The 22271-nt window shown below is 38.5% G+C and carries 18 protein-coding genes and 2 pseudogenes; 3 read left to right on the plus strand and 17 right to left on the minus strand.

The genetic code is table 11. From position 1 onward, the window contains the following. Window positions 1-146 precede the first annotated feature (146 nt). The gene (gene bglA / locus M1D81_RS18895; protein WP_456267080.1) at window positions 147-1586 is read right to left on the minus strand and encodes a 6-phospho-beta-glucosidase BglA; all 1440 of its coding nucleotides are present in this window, start codon (window positions 1584-1586) and stop codon (window positions 147-149) included. Window positions 1587-1667: 81 nt separating this feature from the next. Then, a pseudogene (locus M1D81_RS18900) lies at window positions 1668-2034 on the minus strand (PTS sugar transporter subunit IIA). A gap of 206 nt (window positions 2035-2240) precedes the next feature. On the opposite strand from M1D81_RS18900, the gene M1D81_RS18905 reads away from it, so the two are divergent. Next, entirely contained in the window at window positions 2241-2951 is a 711-nt protein-coding gene (locus M1D81_RS18905; protein ID WP_073208095.1) for a GntR family transcriptional regulator, read from the plus strand. Window positions 2952-3070: 119 nt separating this feature from the next. After that, a protein-coding gene (locus M1D81_RS18910; RefSeq protein WP_456266015.1) for an IS3 family transposase occupies window positions 3071-4221 on the plus strand; the annotation gives its coding sequence in 2 pieces (ribosomal slippage) (window positions 3071-3341 and window positions 3341-4221; 1152 coding nt in all). A gap of 65 nt (window positions 4222-4286) precedes the next feature. Here M1D81_RS18910 and M1D81_RS18915 read toward each other — a convergent pair. After that, on the minus strand, window positions 4287-4874 hold the full coding sequence (locus M1D81_RS18915; protein WP_456270906.1) for an Imm64 family immunity protein: 588 nt from the start codon (window positions 4872-4874) through the stop codon (window positions 4287-4289). Window positions 4875-5049: 175 nt separating this feature from the next. Here M1D81_RS18915 and M1D81_RS18920 point away from each other — a divergent pair, with 175 nt between their 5' ends. Next, window positions 5050-5946 carry a PhzF family phenazine biosynthesis protein gene (locus M1D81_RS18920; RefSeq protein WP_456266013.1) on the plus strand — a complete coding sequence of 299 codons (897 nt, stop codon included), beginning with the start codon at window positions 5050-5052 and terminating at the stop codon, window positions 5944-5946. Window positions 5947-5985: 39 nt separating this feature from the next. Here the strand turns inward: M1D81_RS18920 and M1D81_RS18925 are convergent, their stop codons facing one another. From M1D81_RS18925 to M1D81_RS18990, 14 genes and pseudogenes are all read right to left on the minus strand, one after another. After that, the gene (locus tag M1D81_RS18925; RefSeq protein WP_456266012.1) at window positions 5986-6861 is read right to left on the minus strand and encodes a LysR family transcriptional regulator; all 876 of its coding nucleotides are present in this window, start codon (window positions 6859-6861) and stop codon (window positions 5986-5988) included. Between the two features lie 9 nt (window positions 6862-6870). Continuing rightward, window positions 6871-7377, minus strand: coding sequence for a hypothetical protein (locus tag M1D81_RS18930; RefSeq protein ID WP_456266011.1), 507 nt, complete (start codon window positions 7375-7377; stop codon window positions 6871-6873). Window positions 7378-7392: 15 nt separating this feature from the next. Next, window positions 7393-7899 carry an LURP-one-related/scramblase family protein gene (locus tag M1D81_RS18935; RefSeq protein WP_456266010.1) on the minus strand — a complete coding sequence of 169 codons (507 nt, stop codon included), beginning with the start codon at window positions 7897-7899 and terminating at the stop codon, window positions 7393-7395. Window positions 7900-8004: 105 nt separating this feature from the next. After that, window positions 8005-8346 carry a darcynin family protein gene (locus tag M1D81_RS18940; protein WP_456266009.1) on the minus strand — a complete coding sequence of 114 codons (342 nt, stop codon included), beginning with the start codon at window positions 8344-8346 and terminating at the stop codon, window positions 8005-8007. A gap of 70 nt (window positions 8347-8416) precedes the next feature. Then, the gene (locus M1D81_RS18945) at window positions 8417-9007 is read right to left on the minus strand and encodes a Crp/Fnr family transcriptional regulator (protein ID WP_456266008.1); all 591 of its coding nucleotides are present in this window, start codon (window positions 9005-9007) and stop codon (window positions 8417-8419) included. 150 nt (window positions 9008-9157) lie between these two features. Beyond that, window positions 9158-10006: an MBL fold metallo-hydrolase gene (locus M1D81_RS18950; protein ID WP_456266007.1), complete on the minus strand. Its 849-nt coding sequence runs from the start codon at window positions 10004-10006 to the stop codon at window positions 9158-9160. Window positions 10007-10072: 66 nt separating this feature from the next. After that, window positions 10073-11239: an MFS transporter gene (locus M1D81_RS18955; RefSeq protein WP_025093702.1), complete on the minus strand. Its 1167-nt coding sequence runs from the start codon at window positions 11237-11239 to the stop codon at window positions 10073-10075. Window positions 11240-11376: 137 nt separating this feature from the next. Next, window positions 11377-11679 carry an ArsR/SmtB family transcription factor gene (locus M1D81_RS18960; RefSeq protein WP_025093701.1) on the minus strand — a complete coding sequence of 101 codons (303 nt, stop codon included), beginning with the start codon at window positions 11677-11679 and terminating at the stop codon, window positions 11377-11379. A gap of 554 nt (window positions 11680-12233) precedes the next feature. Further along, window positions 12234-12923, minus strand: a pseudogene (locus M1D81_RS18965) (MBL fold metallo-hydrolase). Window positions 12924-13024: 101 nt separating this feature from the next. Further along, complete coding sequence (locus M1D81_RS18970) at window positions 13025-14788, minus strand: DNA cytosine methyltransferase (protein WP_342500993.1); 1764 nt, start codon at window positions 14786-14788, stop codon at window positions 13025-13027. 430 nt (window positions 14789-15218) lie between these two features. Next, window positions 15219-17030: an AIPR family protein gene (locus M1D81_RS18975; protein WP_456266006.1), complete on the minus strand. Its 1812-nt coding sequence runs from the start codon at window positions 17028-17030 to the stop codon at window positions 15219-15221. A 3-nt stretch (window positions 17031-17033) separates the two neighbouring features. After that, window positions 17034-18059, minus strand: coding sequence for a PD-(D/E)XK motif protein (locus tag M1D81_RS18980; RefSeq protein WP_342500995.1), 1026 nt, complete (start codon window positions 18057-18059; stop codon window positions 17034-17036). Window positions 18060-18076: 17 nt separating this feature from the next. Next, window positions 18077-20722: a Z1 domain-containing protein gene (locus M1D81_RS18985; RefSeq protein ID WP_456266005.1), complete on the minus strand. Its 2646-nt coding sequence runs from the start codon at window positions 20720-20722 to the stop codon at window positions 18077-18079. Further along, window positions 20709-22187, minus strand: a complete 1479-nt coding sequence (locus tag M1D81_RS18990; RefSeq protein ID WP_456266004.1) for an ATP-binding protein — start codon at window positions 22185-22187, stop codon at window positions 20709-20711. Before M1D81_RS18990 ends, M1D81_RS18985 begins: the two co-directional genes overlap by 14 nt. Window positions 22188-22271 lie beyond the last annotated feature (84 nt).

Here is a 22271-nt window from a genome sequence, read left to right on the forward strand (position 1 = left end):
TCTCCTATTCCATCCCATAAATATTCTTACTAAATTATAAGACTTATTTCTTGTGAATAAAAGGATATACTCACCATTTTTGTCGAAAGAAACAGAAAAACCCGAACAAGCATATACCACGCTCATCCGGGCTCTATTTTCCTTTATTACACTTCTTCACCATTCGTGGCGATGACGTTTTGATACCAAGTAAACGAATCTTTTTTAAGGCGCTTCATTGAGCCGTTTCCTTCGTTGTCGCGGTCAACGTAGATCATGCCGTAGCGTTTTTTCATTTCGCCTGTTGTGAATGACACAATATCAATGATGCCCCAAGGTGTGTAGCCAATAAGGTCGACACCATCGTATTCAATGGCTTTTTTCAGTGCTTTGATATGAGAAGCGAGATATTGAATTCTTTCTGGATCGTGAATAGAACCGTCTTCTTCCACTTGATCTATTGCACCAAATCCATTCTCTACGATGAATAACGGGATTTGATAGCGATCGTAAAAACGATTCAATGTATATCTTAAGCCTGTCGGGTCAATGGACCAGCCCCAGTCACTTGATTTGATATAAGGGTTATCTACACCATGCGGCAGGGCTCCGTTGACAATGTCTCCGTTGTGATCAGACACCGTATCACTTTTAACTGTTGTCGACATGTAGTAGCTAAAGCCTAGATAATCCACTTTCCCTTTTCTTAAGCTTTCTTCATCGCCTTCTTCAAATGGAATATGATAGCCTTCGCGTTCAAATTCTTTTAATGCATAGCTCGGATAGTAGCCGCGCACTTGTACATCTGGGAAGAAATAGCGCTGTCTCATATATTCCTCTGCGAGCATGACATCCTCTGGATTTGAAGAATACGGATAGATTGGCACGTGAGAAACCATCGCTCCAATTTTGAAAGCAGGATTGATCTCTTTTCCTTTGGCTACTGCCCATGCACTTGCAAGTAATTCATGGTGTCCTGCTTGATACATGACTTCTTTGGCATTTTCGCCTTCTTTGACTGATACTCCTGAGTTTGTCCAAAGGAATAGTGGGTTGTTGACATCCATTTTGTTATTGATTTCATTAAATGTCATCCAGTATGTGACCTTGTCTTTGTATCGATTGAAGCACACTTCTGCGAATTTCACGAAATACTCAGCAACTTTTCGGCTGCGGAACCCACCGTACTCTCTTGCTAAATGGAGCGGCATCTCAAAGTGCGACAGCGTAATCACAGGCTCAATGCCATGCTTGAGCAGTTCATCAAAAACATCATCATAGAACTGTAAACCTGCTTCATTCGGTTCTGCTTCATCTCCCTTAGGGAAAATCCGGCTCCAGCCGATCGATGTACGTAAACATTTTAAACCCATTTCGGCAAACATCGCGATATCTTCCTTATAACGATGATAGAAATCGATCGCTTCATGATTCGGATAAAATGTATCTTCTTCTATCGTTTCAGTTATTTGTCTCGGTACTCCGTGAGCACCAGCTGTCATCACATCTACAACACTTGGGCCTTTTCCTGCTTCGTTCCATCCACCTTCAAATTGATGTGCAGCTAATGCGCCGCCCCATAGAAAATCTTTTGGTAAAGTCATTATTCATTCCTCCTATTTCACAATTATGATGATGACCGGTGTCCTTCGTGTTCACTGGCTTCTTGATTAAATGTCATCAACAAGTCACCCTTCTTCACCTTTGCTGCCTTCTTTGATATGAAGAGTAAATGCTGAGCCATCTAGCGAAACCGTATCAATTCCTACATGAACAAGTAACTTCATACCGAATTCTGAACGCAGTCCAATCGCCTGCTTTCTCGGTGCAAGCATGACGACACTGCCGGCTTATTTTCATCGCAAATCCTTTGCCCATCGCCCCAGAGCTAAATACAGCATCCGGCACTTCAGATAACGGGAGCACTTTCCCTGCAAGCGGTGCAGGAATGGTTTCTTCATTGTTCATCGAAGCATCCATTTTTTCTCCAACTTGACCTTTATCAGATGTTGCACCGGCTGTCTGTTTCACTATATCGTTCCCATAACCAAACATTTGAATGAGCACAACTGGTAAGATCAGCGCAATTGCGACACCAATCAATGGCCTGCCAAAGTTGGGGCATTTTCTGCTAATATATACATTATAATTATACCGGTACAATTTATCAATACATATATAATTCAATCGGCATATCAAAGGAAATTTGGTATGTGCTATAATACAAAGACAATAAATCGTGAAAACAAAGAGGAATGGCCATGTTAAAGTATCAACAAATTGCGAGCGATATTGAAAAATATATTGTCACCCATGAGCTGCAGCAAGGGGATAAGCTCCCTGTACTCGAAACACTCATGAGCCAATTTGCTGTGAGCAAAAGTACCATTATCAAATCGTTAGAATTACTTGAAAAAAAAGGAATTATCTATCAAGTGAGGGGCAGCGGCATCTTTGTTCGAAGACACCGGCGCAAGGGCTACATCAGCCTTTTATCCAACCAAGGGTTTAAAAAAGATTTAGAGGAATTTCAACTGACATCAGAGGTTTTAATGCTAGACACCATCAAGCCGTCCGAAGAAGCTGCACTTAATTTGAACATTGAACAAGAAGAGGATGTTTTTTACCTGAAACGCATTCGTTACATCAATGGACAAACCCTATGTTTAGAAGAATCCTATTACCGAAAAACGATCATTCCTTATCTCAACACAGAAATTGCTGCCGACTCTGTTTTTAAATTCGTCAGTGAAGGTTTGGGGCTCAAAGTCGGTTTTTCCGATATGTACTTACAAGTAGGCAAATTGAATGAAACCGAAGCGACGCACCTCGGCCTCAAACAAGACGATCCCGCCCTCCGCGTCGAGACGGTCTTTCACCTCACAAACGGCCAGCCCTTCGACTTTTCGAAAATCACATATAACTACATGCAGTCCCAATTTTTTATTCAAGCGAATAATTATTATGGGTGATGGATGGAAAAAGCCCTCTGAGAGTGGGACTGACCCCATAAAGTGAGACAAATAAAAACACCTTTAAATTGAAAAATCGGGTATAGCATATCTGAAAACAATTTGGAGGTGTTTTTTGTATGGGAAAAAGAGTTAGTTATCCGATTAGTGTAAAAGAAGAGGCCGTTCAAATGAGGTTAGCTGGAATCCCGACAAAAGAAATCATGGACAAGTTAGGAATTAAGAATAGAACACAAGTGAAAACGTGGATGAAATGGTATCGCGAGGGTGAAATCCATCGATTTCATCAACCAGTTGGAAAGCAGTATACCTACGGGAAAGGACCAGAATATCAAAATGAGAACGAGAAGTTGAAAACAGAAAATCTTTATTTAAAGCAACAAATTGACCTATTAAAAAAGTATATAGAATGGGAAAGGAAGTGAAAAAAGAAGCATTCGTGTCGATTTATGCTGCGGTAAAAGACACAGTAAGTGTAAGTGCATTCTGTCAGATGTTTGAGCTCGCAAGATCAACATTTTATCGTTGGAAAAAACAAGATCTCCTGCCAAAACAGCAAGTGTTAATTGACCTCATATCGTCGCTTTGTGAGTCACACCAATATACGTACGGTTATCGTAAAATAACGGCCCTACTGCGAAAAGAAAGGAGAATAAATCATAAGACAGTACAACGCATTATGCAAACCTACGGTTTACAGTGTCGTGTGAAAATAAAAAAGCGTAAACAGACTGGTCAACCTTACTATATTGCAGAAAATCACTTAAAACAGGATTTTACTGCGACAAAGCCACTTGAAAAACTGGTGACAGATATAACGTATTTGCCATTTGGTCAAAAACCACTTTATCTATCCAGCATAAAAGATTTGTATACTAGTGAGATTGTGGCTTATACGATTGGTGATAAACAGGATGTTTCTCTTGTTTTAGATACATTGAAGCAGTTACAGACATTACCTAAAGGCTGCGTACTTCATAGTGATCAAGGTTCGGTCTACACTTCTTATGCTTATCAAAAGGAGATAAAGGAAAAAAGCATTACCATGAGCATGTCCCGGAAGGGAATGCCCGCTGATAATGCCCCCATAGAATCCTTCCACTCCAGTTTAAAAACAGAAGGATTCTATCTCCACCACCTGACAAACACTACAACAGCCATTGTAGAAAAAACGGTCAGGGAGTATATTGATTATTATAACAATATCCGAATTCAATTGAAATTAAACAGCCAGTCACCAAAAGAGTTTCGGCAACTGGCTGTTTTATAAAGGTGTTTTGATCCCTGTCTCAAAAACGGGGGTCAGTCCCAGTATCAGGAGGCTTTTTTTTACTATTATCTTTCAATCTTCAAACATTCCCTCCTTCTTTCTTGAGAAGAAAGGCCATCAATCGCCACATCACCATAATAAATGTCTATGTGATCTACTTTACCAATTAGAGCAACTGGAAAAGCATGCTGTTCTAGCAGGCACTTTTCAAACTCATTTGGATGAATCTCGACTTCAATTTCATGTCCAATGAACGCATATTCAAATGTAAACGTATGATAAAGATCTACAAGACAGCGTATGATCTCTTGTTGAAGATGAATAACATCATGAGAAACAACCTCTGTCCAATTTAAACTGAGAACGAACCCTACGAAACCCGTTTCTTTTTGTATGTTGATTGTCATATCATTTAGCTTCGACCCCGACAATTCAAATTCTGTATAATAACCTGAAAAGTCATCGTCTTTGAGGATGTTTTCTTTAACACTGTGTTCAATCCATGTTTCTCCGTCAGGGTCCAGACTAAACTTTACTTTCGTAATAGACATGTCTTTTTGAGCTAGATAATCAATCAATTGACGAAAAGTATTTGGTATATGAATGGTCTCATAAAAAACGAGTCCGATATTGATGTATCCACCCAGAGCTATGTCGCATCCCTCACTTCATTTTTTCTTTCATTATACTTTATTCAAACTATTATTCTGCGAAAACCCCTCTCTTACATGAACACTTCCGATTTAAACCATCAAAAAGATTCATTTTACGAATGCATCAAACAAACTTATGATTAACGTAACAAGAGTGTATAGGAGGGTTCGTCAGATGAGAGACATTAGAGTGTACCACGTCGATGCATTTACAACTGAGAAATTTGGAGGAAATGCTGCTGGGGTGGTGTTGGATGGTGAATTTTTAACAGAAGATGACATGCAGAGCATCGCCCAGGAGTTGAATTTGCCGGAATCCGTCTTCTTGCTTCCTGCCCATAATCAGGAAGCCGATTATCGTGTCAAATACTTCACCCCGACGGAAGAGGTCAATTTCTGCGGGCATGCGACTGTTGGATTGACGTGGCTTCTAGCGACGGAGCTAGGACTGGCTAAAGAGAGATCAGGGGTCGTGTTAGAAACAAAGATCGGCACTGTGCCTGTTGTATGGCATGAAGAAAACGGCAAGGTCGTTGATGTGGAAATGACGCAGGTGACACCGAAGACGCGAGATTTTGTCATCGATTTAGAAGAGCTTAGTGACATGCTTGGTGTGAGCAGCGACCGCATTGATTCCTCCTATCCTATCAAATTAGCAAACACCGGTAACTGGCATCTTCTTGTTCCGATGAAGAACCAACAGGACATTGATCAAGCGGCACCAAACTTAGCGGCTTTAGCTAGAATGAATAAAGAGCATGGCATCTCGACAACCCACCTTTATACGTTTCACCCCTCAAAAGAATGCGATCTTTATACGAGGGATTTTGCACCTGGGATTGGTATACCGGAAGATCCTGTGACTGGGGCAGCAAACGGGGCGTTGGCTGGATATCTTTATTTGGAGGGTATCATTTCTCAGCAAGAAATCACTCACCTGAACATTGCCCAAGGGGATGCCATCGGCAGACCTGGCTTGCTTCGTATCACAGTCATTCCAAATGAATCAGAGCCGGTGATCAAAGTGGCAGGCGCAGCTGTCATCACGATCCGCGGCGTATTGACTTTATAAAACATCAGCTTGAATGGGGACTTCCTGTTCAAGCAGATTCTATTTAAAATGATTTTTGACCGTTTCGATCCACCTCTTGGCCGATGGGGAAGCTGTTTTGAATGATTTGAGCGCCAAGTTGACCTCACGAAAGACGCTCGTCTCCAGTGGAATGACTTTCGTATGAGGTATGTGCGGCGGCAAAACTAAATTTGGAATGATCGTGACCCCAAGCCCTTCTTGCACCATAGAAATGAGCGTATTGTTGTCTTCAATTTCAAACAGAACATGAGGCTTCACGCCGCCTCTTTCTTTTAACAGCTTCTTAACGAGTATGTCACAGCCCGCTTTCGGCATGATAAAGGCTTCATCATGTAACGAGTCCACTTCAATCACTTTCTTCGTATGAAAGCGATGATTCTCTTGAATGAGCACCACCAACTCATCCTGAAAAAGTGGAACGGTCTCGAATTCCCTCGATGACTGCGTTAAAAAACCAACATCAACCGTGCCTGAAGCGATCCATTCCTCAATCTCCTCATAACCGCCTTCATATAACTCCAGCTTGATATGCGGATAGCTTTGCGTAAAAAGATGAATAAGGCGTGGAAGGACATTTGAAGAAAAACTGGGGAATGTCCCAATCTTAATGCTCCCCACTTCCATCCCTTGAATCAGCGCTGCCTCCTGCTCAAGCAATGCTGCATGGTGCATGATTTGCCGGATATGCGGCATCACCCGCTCACCTGCGTCCGTTAACGAAAGCCCGTTTCGATTCCTCCGAAGCAGCACAATCCCGAGTTCCGACTCAAGCTTCGCAATATTATGACTCACCCCAGACTGCGTCAGCCCAAGCTTCTCCCCGGCTTTTGTAAAACTGCCGCATTCGACGACTGTTAGAAATACTTTGTATTGGAATGTGATCAGTGTGCTCACCTCACAAACTCATATTAGATCTTGACAAAATTTACTTTTAGATATTTCTTTGATTTTTCGATTTAAATGTTGTTCTATCATTTGAAAGCATGCCTGCTGAACCCATAAACGTTTAAATGTATAGAGCTGTTCTTTTTCATCACCATGCAAATCTTCATCTTTCTCCAACCGAAAATCTGTTAAGTCCATTTTTTCATGAACGTGCATATTAGTAAAAACATGAGCATTGTGAAAATCGTGCATATGCTCTACTAAAGATGAGATCGTGGTGATAAAATCATCAAATGTATCTTCTTCAAGCGTTTTTTTGAGATCTATATTACTATGGACATCAATTGAAATGTAATTATCTCTTTCATCTAATTCTTCTCGGGTAGCTAGCGGGTTATCATGGGTCGTTGCTTTTCTATTTAAATCTGCAATGGAGAAATAAATAATGATTTCTTTTTTATCGAGAAATTCATACTCCCATAATTCTGCATCTCTTAATCTTATGATGCGAGTGAGGTTGTCCAATATTTAAACCTCCAATTAATTCGTCGTTGCCGACGACGAAGACCTAGACGCTGCTTCATCAGCTTTCACACAATCAATCGCAACAACGAGCGCAATCATCACAGGCTCCATTTCTTCTTTCAAGATATCAACCTTATAGCTGTCACCCCAAGTAAACCATTCCTTCTTCACCTGACCGATCACTTCGCCATTCTGCAGCACCTGGAAATTCATATCCCACCAGTTACCTTGCACTTCGATCCCAGCAGCATCAATTGAATATTTTGCTTTAAAGAACGTAAACTCTTTTTTAATCGTCAATACCTCTTGACCAACAACTTCTACTAAAAACTTCGGTAAAAAGGTAAACATTTTCTTCGTAATCACAGCGATTTCATCTCGTTCTGTATTCAAAATGGTAAACGTCTTCGGCATCTTCATAAAGCTGCCCTCAACCACATACACATCGTTCTCCTGTTGATCCTTTACCGTAAACCTGCCGCTCAGGCTAAATACTTTCTGCTTCATGTAAAGCTGTTTCATATGTACCTCCGATTCAATTCAAAAATTTATCCGTTCTTACCTTACCCCTGATTATACCAAAAAATAGAATGTACAAAAAACCACCTGATAGCTGGTGGTTTTTGATTACTGATCCATTTTCAGAGATTCTTTTTCATATGTTTGAAAAGCATCTTCCATTCCCATGATGACCTCTTTAATTTTGACATAACCACTTGTGTAAGGGATAGAATCTCTAATCTCTTCCCATATAAAATGATAGAATTTCAGGTCATCCGTTTCACACATCACAAAATCTGTGTAATCTTTACCTGGAAGAGCTTCAGCATCAAAAAAGCGCACTGTCACATGTTCCTCATATTTCTGCATCAACTCTTGCAGCGAAGCCGCATGGGTTCTTCGCTCCTCTCGTGGTAAAGCAAGCCAAGATGGATAGAACTCTAATAAAACAACCATCATATATTTCATCATCATACCCCCGATTCTTCTATGATGTGATGATTGTACGTCAGATCTAGGGAGTATGCATTAACATAGGTTAATGTTCAGCTGTATGGAGCAGCCTGCTCAGCGAAACCGGAGAAATGCCAATATATGAGGCAATATGATATTGAGCGATACGTTGATGTAACCCGGGATATTTCAATAAAAACGCCTGATATCGCTCAATGGCTGGCAAATATAGCAGTTCCCTCTCACGCTCTTCCTTTCTCGTATACAGCCTTTCTACACTAACCCGAACAAACCGCTCCCACATATGACTTCTATCCATCAACATTTGAAGCAGATCATACGGAATTTCAATCACGATCGAATCCTCCATCGCTTCAATCGAATAAGGAGAAGGCTGCCCGTTGATCATACTTGCATAAGAAGTAGCAAAATCATCTTCCAACGTAAAAGCCACGTTGTACTCCCTTCCATCCGGTAACAAATAGAAGAGACGGAAAAGCCCCGTTATGCAAAAATAAGCATGCTGCACCCGATCGCCAGCCTTGATCATGCATGTACCTGCTTTTAATTGTTTAATCGTTGTTCCTTCTTTGAAGGCTTGCCAATGATTTTGTTCGATTGGATACTTGGACATTTTGGTTTTGAAAGTGTCGTAAGGGTCAGTTATTTTGTCCACCTGTTTTTTTACCTCCTAATAAGGAAAACTCAAGCCTACTTGGGGATTGTTTTTATGATCAATGCCAAAAATAAGTCTGTCACAATACATGATGCAAAAAAAGTCCCGTTTGAGGGAAATCACTCAAATGAGACTTTTTTTAGTGATTATTTAATACCCATTTACAAAGTAATCAATGGTTTCTAATTCATCTTCTTTCAGTTCTCTGTTCACGTAATGTTGATATTCTTTCATGATTTTCTGCTTATCTCCACCACATTGATCAGTGAATTTCGCCATCATCCGAAGTTTGTCTGTTTCCTGACGAAACTCCTTTTTTGTCCACGGTCTTTGGTGTGAAGGAATATACGTATCGGCATCAAAAGCTTCTAACTCATCTAAAAGACGCAATATTTCTTTCACCGTATAATGTACTTTTTCGGCATACATTTTCGGATAAATACAATCACCAAGAAAAAGAATTTTCTCTTCTTTCACATACACGATCACTGAATCAGCCGCATGATCGCCTCCAACATGCTGCACGACACAAGTAACCCCGCCAAGATCAATCTCTATCCGACGGTCAAACGTGACATCCGGTAAAACCACCTGAATGTCTCGATGATCCTGATACTCTTCTTTTATCGCCTTCGCGCAAAACTCAATCTCCGTTCCTTCCATCACCCGCTCATCAATCGCCTCATCTGACCACGAAAACGGAACAAGCTTCTCCATTTCCTTTCTTGTCTTTGCAGAAGCAATTGAAACCATATCAGGCAACGCTGGCAGACCAAAAATATGATCCCAATGCCAATGCGTGAGGACAACCATATCCGGCGAGGCGTTCTCGTGTTCTAAGTTTTTTTGGATGAAATAGTTCGCATGATCTTCTGAATTACCGGCATCGATCATTAATGTTTTGTTAGTGCCTGCGACCATACCTAGGATGGGGCGGTCGGTAAGTGATACTGGTGTGATGTACCAAAAACTCTGACCTATTTTTTTAATTGAGTGCAAAGGTGCTTCCTACTTTCTGTCATTATTTTTTAAATTGAATCACGTTTTTTCCCATCGTTCTACTGTTTAAGTATATCGAATTTCATTACTCGAAGTAGCACGCGAAGCCAATATTGTTACAATGATCGCGATTGCAACGCCTAAAGCACCTGCCCAAGTAACAGAAGATAGAGAAACCCTCTCTACAAAGATACCTCCAATAGCTGCACCTGCAGCCATCGCCAATTGCATCATTGACTGATTGAGACCTAATAGTATACCTGATGACTCTGGCTCCATTGTAGCTAAGTGATATTGTTGAGTCGGGCCAGAAGACCATGCAGCAAATGACCATAATATTAAAATGAGCAATACTCCAACATAAGAATGCGTAACTAGTGAGAGCAATATGAGCATGATGACATGTAATGTCATTCCACTAATCAGAGTAAAATTCACACCCCATCGATCGGTACTAAATCCACCAAACTTTGACCCAACTAGACTAGCAATCCCGAATACGAGGAGAACTCCACTCAGCAATTTGCTGCTTACACCTGATATATTTAAAAGGTAAGGGGATAGGTAGGTATAGGCAATTGAATAACCACCAAGCCAGAAAAAGGTGATGGCTAATCCCAACACTACTTTTGGTTTTTTAAAAAGAGCGAGTTGTTGAATTAAAGGTACAGGTTTATCCCCTTGGATTTTTGGAATCGTAAGAGAAATTATCACCATAGCTAATAATCCGAGTAAGGCTATTCCTCCAAATACAGCCTTCCAACCAAAGAAATCACTAGTCATTCTGCCAAGTGGGACTCCAATGATCAATGATGCTGTAAATCCCATTACTACTGTAGCAATAGCGGTACCTTGCTTACCTTTTGGTGCAATTTTTTCAGCAATTGTTAATGCAGTAACTACGACCATCCCCGCTCCAAGAGCCATAATAATTCTTGACACAATAAATAATTGATACCCAGGGAGGACGAATGCAAGAATATTACCTAGAATAAAAACGCTAAGTGAAAATAACATTAACTTGCGTTTATTCATTCCCGATGTTAAAGCCATTAATACTGGGGTGAAGATGGCATACACAAGAGAAAAAATCGTAATTAACTGGCCGGCTGCAGCTATCGTAATCCCTAATGATTCAGAAATATTATCCAAAATACCAGAGATGATATACTCTGATGTACCAACTAAAAAACTTACAATAGCTAAAATGTAAATCTTTACAGTGTTTGACAATGTAGATCACTCCTTATATATAATACATTTACATATCTAGAATTGTTAATATGTATGGACAAAAAAACATATTACGATAAGTCGATTTGTATTTAATAAATGAAACTGAATTCTGATGTATGAATTCAGTTCATTTATTAAATATTTTTTTCTAGAATCTCAGCAATTTTTTTTATGGCATTTTCATCTCTTTTATAATACGTGTATTTACCTATACGCTCTGTCGTAATTAATCCAGCTCGTAGTAAAATTGAAAGGTATTGAGATGCTGTTGATTGCGTCATTTTCAATTTATCTGTTATTTGACTAACACATACCCCTGTAGTATTCATATCAATCCCTTCATGGGGTGTAAAATGACGATCAGGTTCCTTTAGCCATTGTAAAATTTGCAGTCTTGATTCATTGGATAAGGCTTTGAAAACTTCTATTGGCTCCATACAAACCATTATATCGATAAATAACGATATGTCAACATGTGTTGTTTGAGAGCCCATAAAACTTTCTATTTTACTAGATCACTCCCGCCGCTTTAGGCTTAATCGGTTTTTTGCAGAGTGGTTATATCTTCCATTCTGGTGCAATGGAGATGTTTGATGGAAAAGGATTAGAGTACTTTTTTGCTGCTTGTACAGCTAAATTTAGCCTTCTCACCCCTCACTAACTTATGATAAGGCTCACCGTGATGCCCTTAAATGAGGTTATTATCTACCAAGATTCTTAAAGTATTATTTAATGTTGGCAGATCTCTAATTAGCTCATGAAACACTTCTCAAGTGATAATGAAAGGAGAAACAATGAAAAATTGTCATTTTAGAACCATCAATTGCGTGAAGCGATTTGATTTTTTTGGACGAAAACAACGACCTGAAAATTAAGCCTACTTGGGATTGTTTTTATTATCAATGCCAAAAATAAGTCTGTGACAATCCGTGATGCAAAAAAAGTCTCGTTTGAGGGAAATCACTCAAATGAGACTTTTTTTAGAGATTATTTAATAACCATTTACAAAGTAAACAATGGTTTCCAATTCAACATCTTTCAGTTCTCTGTTCACGTAATTTTAATATTCTTTCTCGGCATCAAAGCATCTAACTCATCTAAAAGACGCAATATTTCTTTCACCGTATAATGAACTTTTTCGGCATACATTTCAGATAAATGCAATCACCAAGAAACAGGATTTTCTCTTCTTTCACATACACGATCACTGAATCAGCAGCATGATCGCCACCAACATGCTGCACGACACAAGTTCCCCCCCCAAGATCGGTCAAACGTCACATCCGGTAAAACCACCTGAATATCTCGATGATCCTGATATTCCTCCTTGATGGCCTTCGCATAGAACTCAATCTCCCTTCCTTCCCTCACCCGCTCATCAATCGCCTCATCTGACCGAAAACGGAACAAGGTTCTCCATTTCCTTTCTTGTTTTTGCAGAAGCAATCGAAAGCGTATTAGGCATCGCCGGCAAACCAAAAATATGATCCCAATGCCAATGTGTGAGGACAACCATATCAGGCTTGGCGTTCTCGTGCTTTAAAGTTCTTTGGATGAAATAGTTCGCATGATCTTCTGAGTTACCCGCATCGATCATTAATGTTTTGTTAGTGCCTGCGACCATGCCTAGGATGGGACGGTCGGTAAGTGATACTGGTGTGATGTACCAAAACCTTATGATTTATCTTGTTTTTTATCCAAAGCTATTTCAAAAGAGTTAATTTAAATTAATTTACTTTAAAATTAAATAGGTTATATAAAGCTTACAGGTTATAGTATTTATCAGACCTTTACCCGCAAGTTTTTCGCTTCAGAAAATGCACATTCTTTTAACGAATTTTCAACAACACGATTAGACAAAAGTATTTCTCTAATATTCTCCTCAACCTCTTCACCTAAAGATTGCAAAATTCCCTCTGCAATAGCCCTAGCAAGCAATGGGGGAACCGCATTTCCAATTTGTTGATACTGTGAGTCCTTTGATCCACAGAATTTATATGAATCCTGGAATGATTGTAGCCTAGCCGCTTCTCTAATACTGATAGCTCTGTCTATAACAGGATGAACCCACATTGATTTTCTGGCATTAAGTACAGTATCTGAAGGCTCATTATATGCAAGTCTTCTGTAAATCGTATTTTGTGTTCTGCTATGATCTGTGTAGGTTGTCTTCAATGAATCATCCAAATTATGGAAATTCTGACCTTCTTTAAGGGCCTTAAACCTTTTTAGAGCTACTTCACCAGTTTCAGTTCTAACATGGTTGTAAATCTTATCTATATTATTAAGATAATTATTAAGAGGACTATTAAGTAGCGGTTGATGGGACGACTTATCTAGTTCATCATCTTTAACATTTACACCTGGTGAAATGTTTTCTAAATCACCTATAGCATCATAGATTTTATTATACTCTTTCTTTTTATGAAATAATGGCTCAGGCGTTTTAACTGTTTTCGTTTTTAAACAAGTACCTTTGATTCCCATTAAAACTAATCGGCTTCTTTCTTGCGCTACTCCATAATGAGCAGCATTAAAAATATACTTATTTTCATTTAATACATAACCCAAGCTGGTAAACTTTCTTTTAATATAATTAAACACATTAAATGATTTAATGATAATCTCAATATCGTCATGATTTTCTTCTATATCGAATAACAAAACTTTATTTTCAATTACTTCTGATATCTTGCGTATTATCTTCTGAGCCTCAATGATGTTTTCAAGAGTATCTGTATATGAAGCGAAATCTTCAGTTGTTTTGTATAAAAGATTCTTCAGCTTTTCTCCCAGGTCAGTCCAATCTAATTGGTATAGGCTATTCCAGTATTCACAATGCTGACTAAGCCATTGCTTGTTTATTACCTTCATAAAAAATTTATAGTTTGCCTCTTTTTCTATAAAACGCAATAAATCAATGGGCGATTTCTTTTTAGCATGTTTTAAAAGTGTATTTAATTTAGAAAAGAGTTCATTACTTATCATAAAAGGTGTTAAATCTGTCCTCTGTTCGTACGCATTCATAAGAAAATTTCTCAAATTAACAGAATAAGATGTCCTTCTGCCAATCTTAATATGTTCTTCCACAGGCTCGATTTCCAGCTTAACAAGTTCGACTTCGTCACCTTCACTCAAAAAAAACTTATGCTTTTCTGACTCCATACTTTTCACGTTTTCCATCACAAAAGCTAAAGGACGAATTTCTTCAATCGCCCGCAAATACTCCTTAACAAGATTATTATTCGAAGAAATTAAGGTATTCTGCTGCCGATTCGCATTGGAAAATCCTTGACATGGCGGTCCTCCGATCACAACATCAATATCACAGAATTCACCAATCTTTTTTCCATTTTCGTCTGCATATTGAAGTTTTGTAATATCCTCATGTAAAATGACATCATTATGGTGGTTTATTTTGAAGGTTTTACGTGCGTTCTCATTAATTTCGACAGCGACTTTCACTTCGAACCTGCCTGTCTGTTCAAAGCCGTTGCTGAGACCGCCTGCCCCTGCAAAGAGATCCATTACTTTAAATTTTTTCATTATAAAACCTCACTTCATTAAGAAGTAGTCTTTCATACTATATTTTCGATAAGAACATAAGTTCCTGAATTTGTTTTTTAATTAACTTTTCAATTATATCATAATTATATTTATATCAAGTGGTTTAATGTTGGGTACTCGAGTAAGATTCCTGAATATACACTAGACAATTTGTTCTCACAAAGAATAACAAAACCACAGCGCTCCTATCCATGTCAGAAAATGCTCTCTAAAGTTCTCTGGCAATTTCTTCAGATATCAGGAAGTGAATCAAAAAGACTGCTATGTAATGAAGTTAATATGCATTTGGGAGCATGAACTCATGCAGGACTTCAACACTCCGTTAATCATATTGCATCGTATATAAAACACTATATGCCCTTAAATTAAAAACACCCTGAATCTCTGTCAAAGGATTAGGGTGATAAGATTAAATTAAGTTTTTTAATTCCTGTGCGCAGGTTTCTTTGTACTGAATCCAGCATGCTTCTTGCTTCGCCCATTGTGTAACGTTTCGCTCTCCCGCAGATTCCCTAAGGTAGGACAATGTCTTTTCTGCGATTATTCGAATAATATCATCCCATTTTTCGGAAAGGGATTGCTTTTCCCATACTTCAACTAAATCTATCTGTTCACTATATATTTGATGAAGCATTGCAGTTGTATAATAAAGGACGTTTGCTTTGTAACCTCTTAGCTTCATTTCATCAACAATTTTCTTTACCCTAAGATTAATTATAGCTCGGGCAATTAGTTTTTGATAGACAGATAATGTTATCTTATCTAGGGTATTTCCGCTCCAGAAGCTCTTATTCAACTCCATGAATTTTTTAAAAGCTTCTTCCCCTCCTTTACTAGAAACGTGAGGATAGCCTTCCCATGACATGAAATATTTAGCCAAATCAACTTTTGTGAGGACTTTATTTTTCGGATATTGCTTCTTAAAGTCGGTCTGTTCTTTGCCTCTATTGCGTCTATTTATATCAACCATATACTGCCCTCTGGCACGTTCAAAGTACCATTTGCTTTCGGATCTTCTGCCCTCTATTCCAGGAATCCAGATATTTCTTGAAAATTTTTCGAGGTCAGACATGAAACGTGTATTGGCTAATAAATCTGATTTATTAATCTTGTTTTGTGTATTAGCATACTGTGATATGCGTGAAATCATCTCATCTTCGATCTGGTGCTGATCCCTTTCAACAAATTCATTCACCTGTAGGATTGTAAGTTTTGCCTGAACATAGACATCCTTCAGGCTGATACCATCCTTGTAGGCTTTATGAATAGAAGCTGTCGTTTGACCTCCGTTGACAATCTGCCATCCACTTAATCCCTTAATCTTAAATTGGTTTACCCCGTCTTTTACTGGTTCAAAGTCACCAGTACGAGCAACTGTTGATATACCATTGTTATATGCAACAAACATTTTACGCTGAAAAGGATCCTTTAATGTATCGCGAATGCCTTTGTTGGTTCCGCCCCTCGCTTGAAGGAATGAACGTACATTTCGCTCAACAAGCTTTTGCCCCCATTCATCATAAGCTTTAGCTAGTAACTCAGCTGAAATATAACCTATATAACATTCAAAATCCTTCACACCACTTGAAGGGCCAGGGACAAACATCATTTCAAATGTTTCACCGTAATCCTGTTCAAAATTAATGTAGTCTGTTTCAATAGCTTGCTCAGAAGTGATCAGTTGCTGAACTCGATCGATATCCCATACTTGAACATTAACCGTCTCAATTCCAGGGATGGTTATTTCTACAGGCTTATTGGAAGTATAATACATGTTTGTGATAACAAAAATATTAATCTCATTTAAACTATTCAATACTTCATCAATGATTTTAGCAAGATCATGAGCTTCCAAAGAATGATCAATCGTCTGAAGGAGATTCTTTGAATTTGTAATAAAGCGTTTTGCCCTATTGGCTATTTCAGTAACAGCAGTCATGTTGATGGAAAGCAAATCTTCTTCATTCTGCTCAAAGTTATAATCAACAACGTAAACATCTAATACTTGATTCTCATCATCATAAGAATAGGCATTTACGGCAATGTTTTTTCCAGAATCCTTAAAAGGAGGTAACAGAATTTCAGGTTCATCTGGTCTATCCATAAAAGAAATCATTTTTTCCAGGAAAGGAACCTGGTAACTACCAGATTTTATTGCTTTTTCCTCTAACTCTTCTGTAAAATCGAGCAGGAATTCTTTTTTTTGTCTTGTTTCTCTCATCTTTTATCCTTCCACTCTAAACAATTGATATATGGTTTCCAGCTGCTTCTCATGTGCTGAACAATGAGTCAAATCAATATTATAGCTTACATGTGAAATTCCTTTTGGCAGATGCTCCTTTATTAAGCGGGGAAATTTTTCACCAGCCTCATACACCTCTGTCTTTTCCATAAAATACAGTACATCTTCATATTCTTCTTCTCTAAACCCCAGATCAGTCAATAAATCGCTAAAAATTAGTGCAATTCTTTCAGATCTTTCTGCAAGCTTGACACGAACCTGTCCTGCCAGCTCTTGAAGAGAAAGTCCATGTGTTCGGCTTTGCTCTAGAAAACATACATAGAGATAAATTGAAGATACGGCTTCATTCAGCTTTAGCTGGTTTTCATTTGATATTTTAATCGTTTTTGATAATTTTTCAATAATTGTTTTGATCTCAATTCCGCATCTAGTCCCCTTAAAATCAATGCGACCTTTCGTTGGTCCTTCCCAATGCTCGATTATAAGAGGCGGCTGGCCAGGATGCTTTTCCAGCCATTCATTAATAAACCATAATTCCCCAAACAACCCACGCTGTTGCTCTTCTGAAAGCCGCTTAAATCCTCCGCGCTGAAAGAAAGTCCTCCATCGATCAAGTACCTTATAGACTGTTGAAAAGAGGGAGCCTTCTTCTTCAGCTATTGCCAGATGATCAGCGAGATTCTGCAGAACAAGTTCAAAGATTTCTGGGCTTTGTTCATCCTCTTGTCGGATAACAAGAAAATAATGTTCCTTTAAGAGGGATAGTTTTTCAAAGTATTCCACCTTAACGGACATTCCCCTCCATTTAGGCAATGCTTTTTCCTGGTCTTCGTCCCATCCTCCTGGCCCCAAATCAATGTACAGCTGCCTATGATGATTAGTAGGATCAATTCCTGCAAACATAATTGGATTCTCATAAGTCAAGACATTCAATTTGTAAACTTCACTATCATCCTTGCCCCTAAGTTCTTGTATCAATTCCTCAAATTCTAATTTTAGGTTCAACACAGTACTCTCCTTAAAAATTATATCGTTTTATTTGTCTGGTAGATGCCTTTCTCTTCGATTTCCGTCGCAGGGAAAGAAAACGCAATTCCAATTGGCACTAGTTTCGAGGAGAATTTCACATCTAAACTCTTAAAGATAGGAACTTCTGGATGCAAAGGATATATTAACATTAGGCCATTTTCCTTTGAACGCACTCCTCGTTTATCTTTACGCTCTTTAAGTTCTTTAATTTTATCGAAGTCCAAATCCATGTCCTCATGGTTTGGAGACACAATAGCCCCAATGTCTCTAATTTGATACTTGCTATCAGGCTCTTTGATTTTATTCCCAAGTGCAGAAGCAGATTTCAAACTGATTTTCCCTAATTCAACCGGGTATTCCGATAGACCATTAGCAGATTTAAGCTGACCTTCTACAATTGAAACTGTCCAATTTAATAACTCGCCCTCTTTGTTCACTCTATCAATATAGTCAGCAATTAGTGCAGAATTTACAATATTACTGTCAGCCGTTCGATATTCTGACAGAAATCCCTTTATGTGTTCTGCGTTCACACCAGATGCCGAGTAGAAGTTGGTCTTTTTGTATGTTGTCTTTGTTAGAGGAAGTATATTAACGAGTTTAACAGCCGCATCCATGTTTCCTTTCATTACATCTTCACTTGGATCAAATAGTCTTGTCTGTTGTAGGGTACCAGCATAAATGACATTTGAAGAAACTGCATTTCTCATTTTCAAAGGACTTGTAAGCTTCATTGTTGGATGGCTGAGCATTTTTATTGCATATTCAGAAGGTGTCTTCTTCATTGCAGCCAGACGGTCAAATTCCTGTCGAAGTTGAATCATCGCAATAGACAGATGTTCAAAATTTGAAGCAATCTCATTAGAAGTATAAATGCGGCAGATATCCATATAACCCCTTCTATAGCCAAACCAGCGCCCCATCTGCATGAGAGTATCGTACATAAGCGTATTACGGAAATAATAGGTGATACTTAAGCCTTCTAGTGTTAATCCTCTGGATAATTTGTCTCCACCAACAGCAATGACATTTAACCCTTCTTCTTTATATTGATGGTAGTCTAATGCATCCCGGCTGTTACCATTTATCTCAAAAACTTGGATACTTTCACAGCAATTCATCAATTCTTTATATACTTCATTCCAGCTGAATTCTGGATGATTTTCATTAGGCCAATCTTTACTTGTTGGGAGAATATCATTTTCATAAAGGTCTTGTAGCTCTGCAATCACAGTGCTTTCTGGATTATACTGTAGTTGCTTTGATATAGCATCAAATGCCCGCGCCACTGCGTCTTTTACACTTGACTGGACATCTTTAAAGCGAGAAGTATGTATGAGCATTGAATTATGCTTATTTCTTTGTCCTCTCAGATTGCGGATAGCAATCACAAGGAGGAATTCAAGTATTGCTTCACGCATTTGAGGAGGAACTTCTTCGAATTTATTTGCGTCAGATTTCTTTTTAATTTTTGTAAATACATCAAGGTCTTCTTGACGCAAATGGCGGATCAGACTTGGGCGAGTATCTTCAGCGTCCTCTTCCACATTAAAATATTCCTCAGGTCCGCAATATTCCTTCGGCTTTGGTAGGCCGACAAGGAAATCTTTTGGATACAGGTCATCGCCTTCTTCATTTGTACTTCCTTCATTGCTGATTAGAAGATTTGCAAAAGGTGTTGCAGTATATCCGACAAAAGCCTTCCGACTAAAAATTTCAAGAATTTGCCTAATTAAACGATTGATCGTTTTCGGATCTTCATTTTTATCAGGGTTGGAAGTGTCAACGGATGCCTGATCAGCTTCGTCATCAACAATTAAGACGGGAATATCTAAATTATATATATCCCGATGATAAATTAACTGGTCTCGAAGTGACTCTAGTACAGTTTTATTTTTCTTAACAACCATTAATGTTGGTGAATTTAGGTTACTAGTACCCCTTTGGCTTGATTTGATATCATGGTCTTCTGTTGTCCAAGAAGAAATGATATGATCAGCCGTATTTGCGCTTATTTGGGCAACCCCTATTGGATTTCCATCTTTGTCTGTTCGGTTTCCGATCACCTCTTCATTCAGACGGATCTGTGTCTGAGTTCTTAAATCATTATGAATACCTGACAGCACAATTATTAGCATATAGCCGACATCAAAAGCTTTATTGATTAAGCCAGTGAAATTAGCTGTTTTACCTGACTGAACGTAACCTAATACAAGCCCACGTTTATCGAATGGATCCATCGAGCTTGGATTTCCTATAGATGCCATTATCTGATTCGTTGTTTCATCTATTGCAGTAACTGCCTCAAAAGGCCAGTTTTTCGAACTGGAGAGATATCTACGGTACCTGGACCAGAAAAATCCGCTAGCTACCATCTTAGGCTCAAACCAGCTTTTTTCTTTGGATTCTCTCATTACATAATCCTTTGGAACTTCCAAACCAATTTTGTACTTTATGTACATTTCAAGTGACCATCTTTGAAATGTTGGATCGTCAATATGGCTCTCCGCCGACGCTAATCCTCTTGCTGATTCCAAGGCTTTTTCAGCTGCCTCTTCCTGATTTTTATAAACTGTTTTTAGGTAATAATATGTATTTGAAAAGTTCTGTTCAAAAAAATCTTTCAAATCAATTGCTGACATTCAAATTCGCCTCCAATAAAATTACTTTTAAAGTTGCACGGTTTAATTCATCAAATGCAGGTTGCGTTAACAAAATATTCAAAAGCTGTTCTTCGTTTTCAGCAACATTCAACTGCATCATAGAAGAAGCAAATTGGACTACCAATTCTTTCTTGCTGTCTGAAACCTTTTGCACTTCTTCTTCTGGAACCTTAGGAGCATCAATAATATTGCTTGGCGAGCCAAGCTGTACAAATTTCAAGTATAAGTTTAAGAGTTTTACATGTTCATCATCCAAATTTTTAAGCAACTCAGAAAGAATCGGATGATTCCGATTTAAAATAAATTGAGGACCATCATCTTTTCCTGACTGCTCCCATGTATTTAGACTTCCCTTAACAGAAGGATTTCTAGGACCAGACTGTGTCCGGAAATAAAACATATCCCTTGAAACTTTTCGTGCAATGGATGAAATGGATTCAAGTCTTCTTTTAGCGTCTTCAGGCAAATTAATGCCCGATTTTTTTATATCAACCTGCCAGTCTGAGTCAGCTGAATTCGGAAGATCGATGCGAACCCTGGCCAGCTGTGAAGCTACATCCTTTGGAAACAGCCCCATCCAATCACCAAAATATAGAAGACGATTTTCTCTATAGATATATAACCCCTGGTGATCACGCCAGCCTTTGTAACCGCCAGCCTTCTTATATTCAGATTCTGTTAGATTGGATGCATGAGGCAAAATAAAATACTGTACTTTAATTCTATTATCATTAATTTTAAGAATCTGCATTTCTCCTTCCAGTGTATTTGAATGACTCCTCATAAAGGGATCCCACGGATCTATCACTTTACCGTTAATAAAGAGGCTTACTTCTTTTTCTTCCAGTATAGAGTGAAAGACAAATTCCAGGTGTCTATTAATACGGGAAACTTTATTGTAGAAGCTTGTTTCCTTTAATCTGCGCTTTCGTCCGACTCCCATAAAACGGTCAAGTTTATCAATACAGACGACTGTGCCGTTTTCTTCCTTTATTTCACCCATTTTCAATTTGATTTCTTCAGGAATTCTGGTAAAAAGCTGCCATTCATTACATTCCGATACATGATCAAGATCCCAGCATCTCTCATAATATACTCCATCTTTTTTTGTCAAAACACTCAACCGCTTCCCAAGTGAAAAAGAAGCCGTTTTTAACCCCATTCCAAAACGACCGAGTTCGTTTGCTCTTCTATGCTCTCTTGGGTCTTTAGAACCAATACTCATGGCAATTTGAAGCATATCTTCAGTCATACCGAAACCATTATCTTTTATGGTAATCATTCCATCTGTATCGTTATAAGTAAAATTAATTTTAATAGTTGATGCCTTAGCATCGAGACTGTTATCTACAAGATCAGCAATAGCTGTGCTAGCGTTATATCCAATAGAACGAAGCGCCTGAATCACAGGCGCTGCTGATGGTCTTGTCAGAACTGTATTCATCTATAAAACCTCGTTTCAAAGCACTATTCATCTTAATTATAGCAAATAATTAGTAGAATAAAGTGTAGATAATAGTTTGTACTT

This window comes from Bacillus sp. JZ105, assembly GCF_053903125.1.

What these genes read in the sequence shown, in the direction of transcription:
- M1D81_RS18905 (WP_073208095.1), top strand. Translation starts at nt 2,241, where the DNA reads ATGTTAAAGTATCAACAAATTGCGAGCGATATTGAAAAATATATTGTC.
- M1D81_RS18920 (WP_456266013.1), top strand. Translation starts at nt 5,050, where the DNA reads ATGAGAGACATTAGAGTGTACCACGTCGATGCATTTACAACTGAGAAA.
- M1D81_RS18935 (WP_456266010.1), bottom strand. Translation starts at nt 7,899, where the DNA reads ATGAAACAGCTTTACATGAAGCAGAAAGTATTTAGCCTGAGCGGCAGG.
- M1D81_RS18940 (WP_456266009.1), bottom strand. Translation starts at nt 8,346, where the DNA reads ATGAAATATATGATGGTTGTTTTATTAGAGTTCTATCCATCTTGGCTT.
- M1D81_RS18960 (WP_025093701.1), bottom strand. Translation starts at nt 11,679, where the DNA reads ATGGAGCCAATAGAAGTTTTCAAAGCCTTATCCAATGAATCAAGACTG.
- M1D81_RS18970 (WP_342500993.1), bottom strand. Translation starts at nt 14,788, where the DNA reads ATGAAAAAATTTAAAGTAATGGATCTCTTTGCAGGGGCAGGCGGTCTC.
- M1D81_RS18975 (WP_456266006.1), bottom strand. Translation starts at nt 17,030, where the DNA reads ATGAGAGAAACAAGACAAAAAAAAGAATTCCTGCTCGATTTTACAGAA.
- M1D81_RS18985 (WP_456266005.1), bottom strand. Translation starts at nt 20,722, where the DNA reads ATGTCAGCAATTGATTTGAAAGATTTTTTTGAACAGAACTTTTCAAAT.
- M1D81_RS18990 (WP_456266004.1), bottom strand. Translation starts at nt 22,187, where the DNA reads ATGAATACAGTTCTGACAAGACCATCAGCAGCGCCTGTGATTCAGGCG.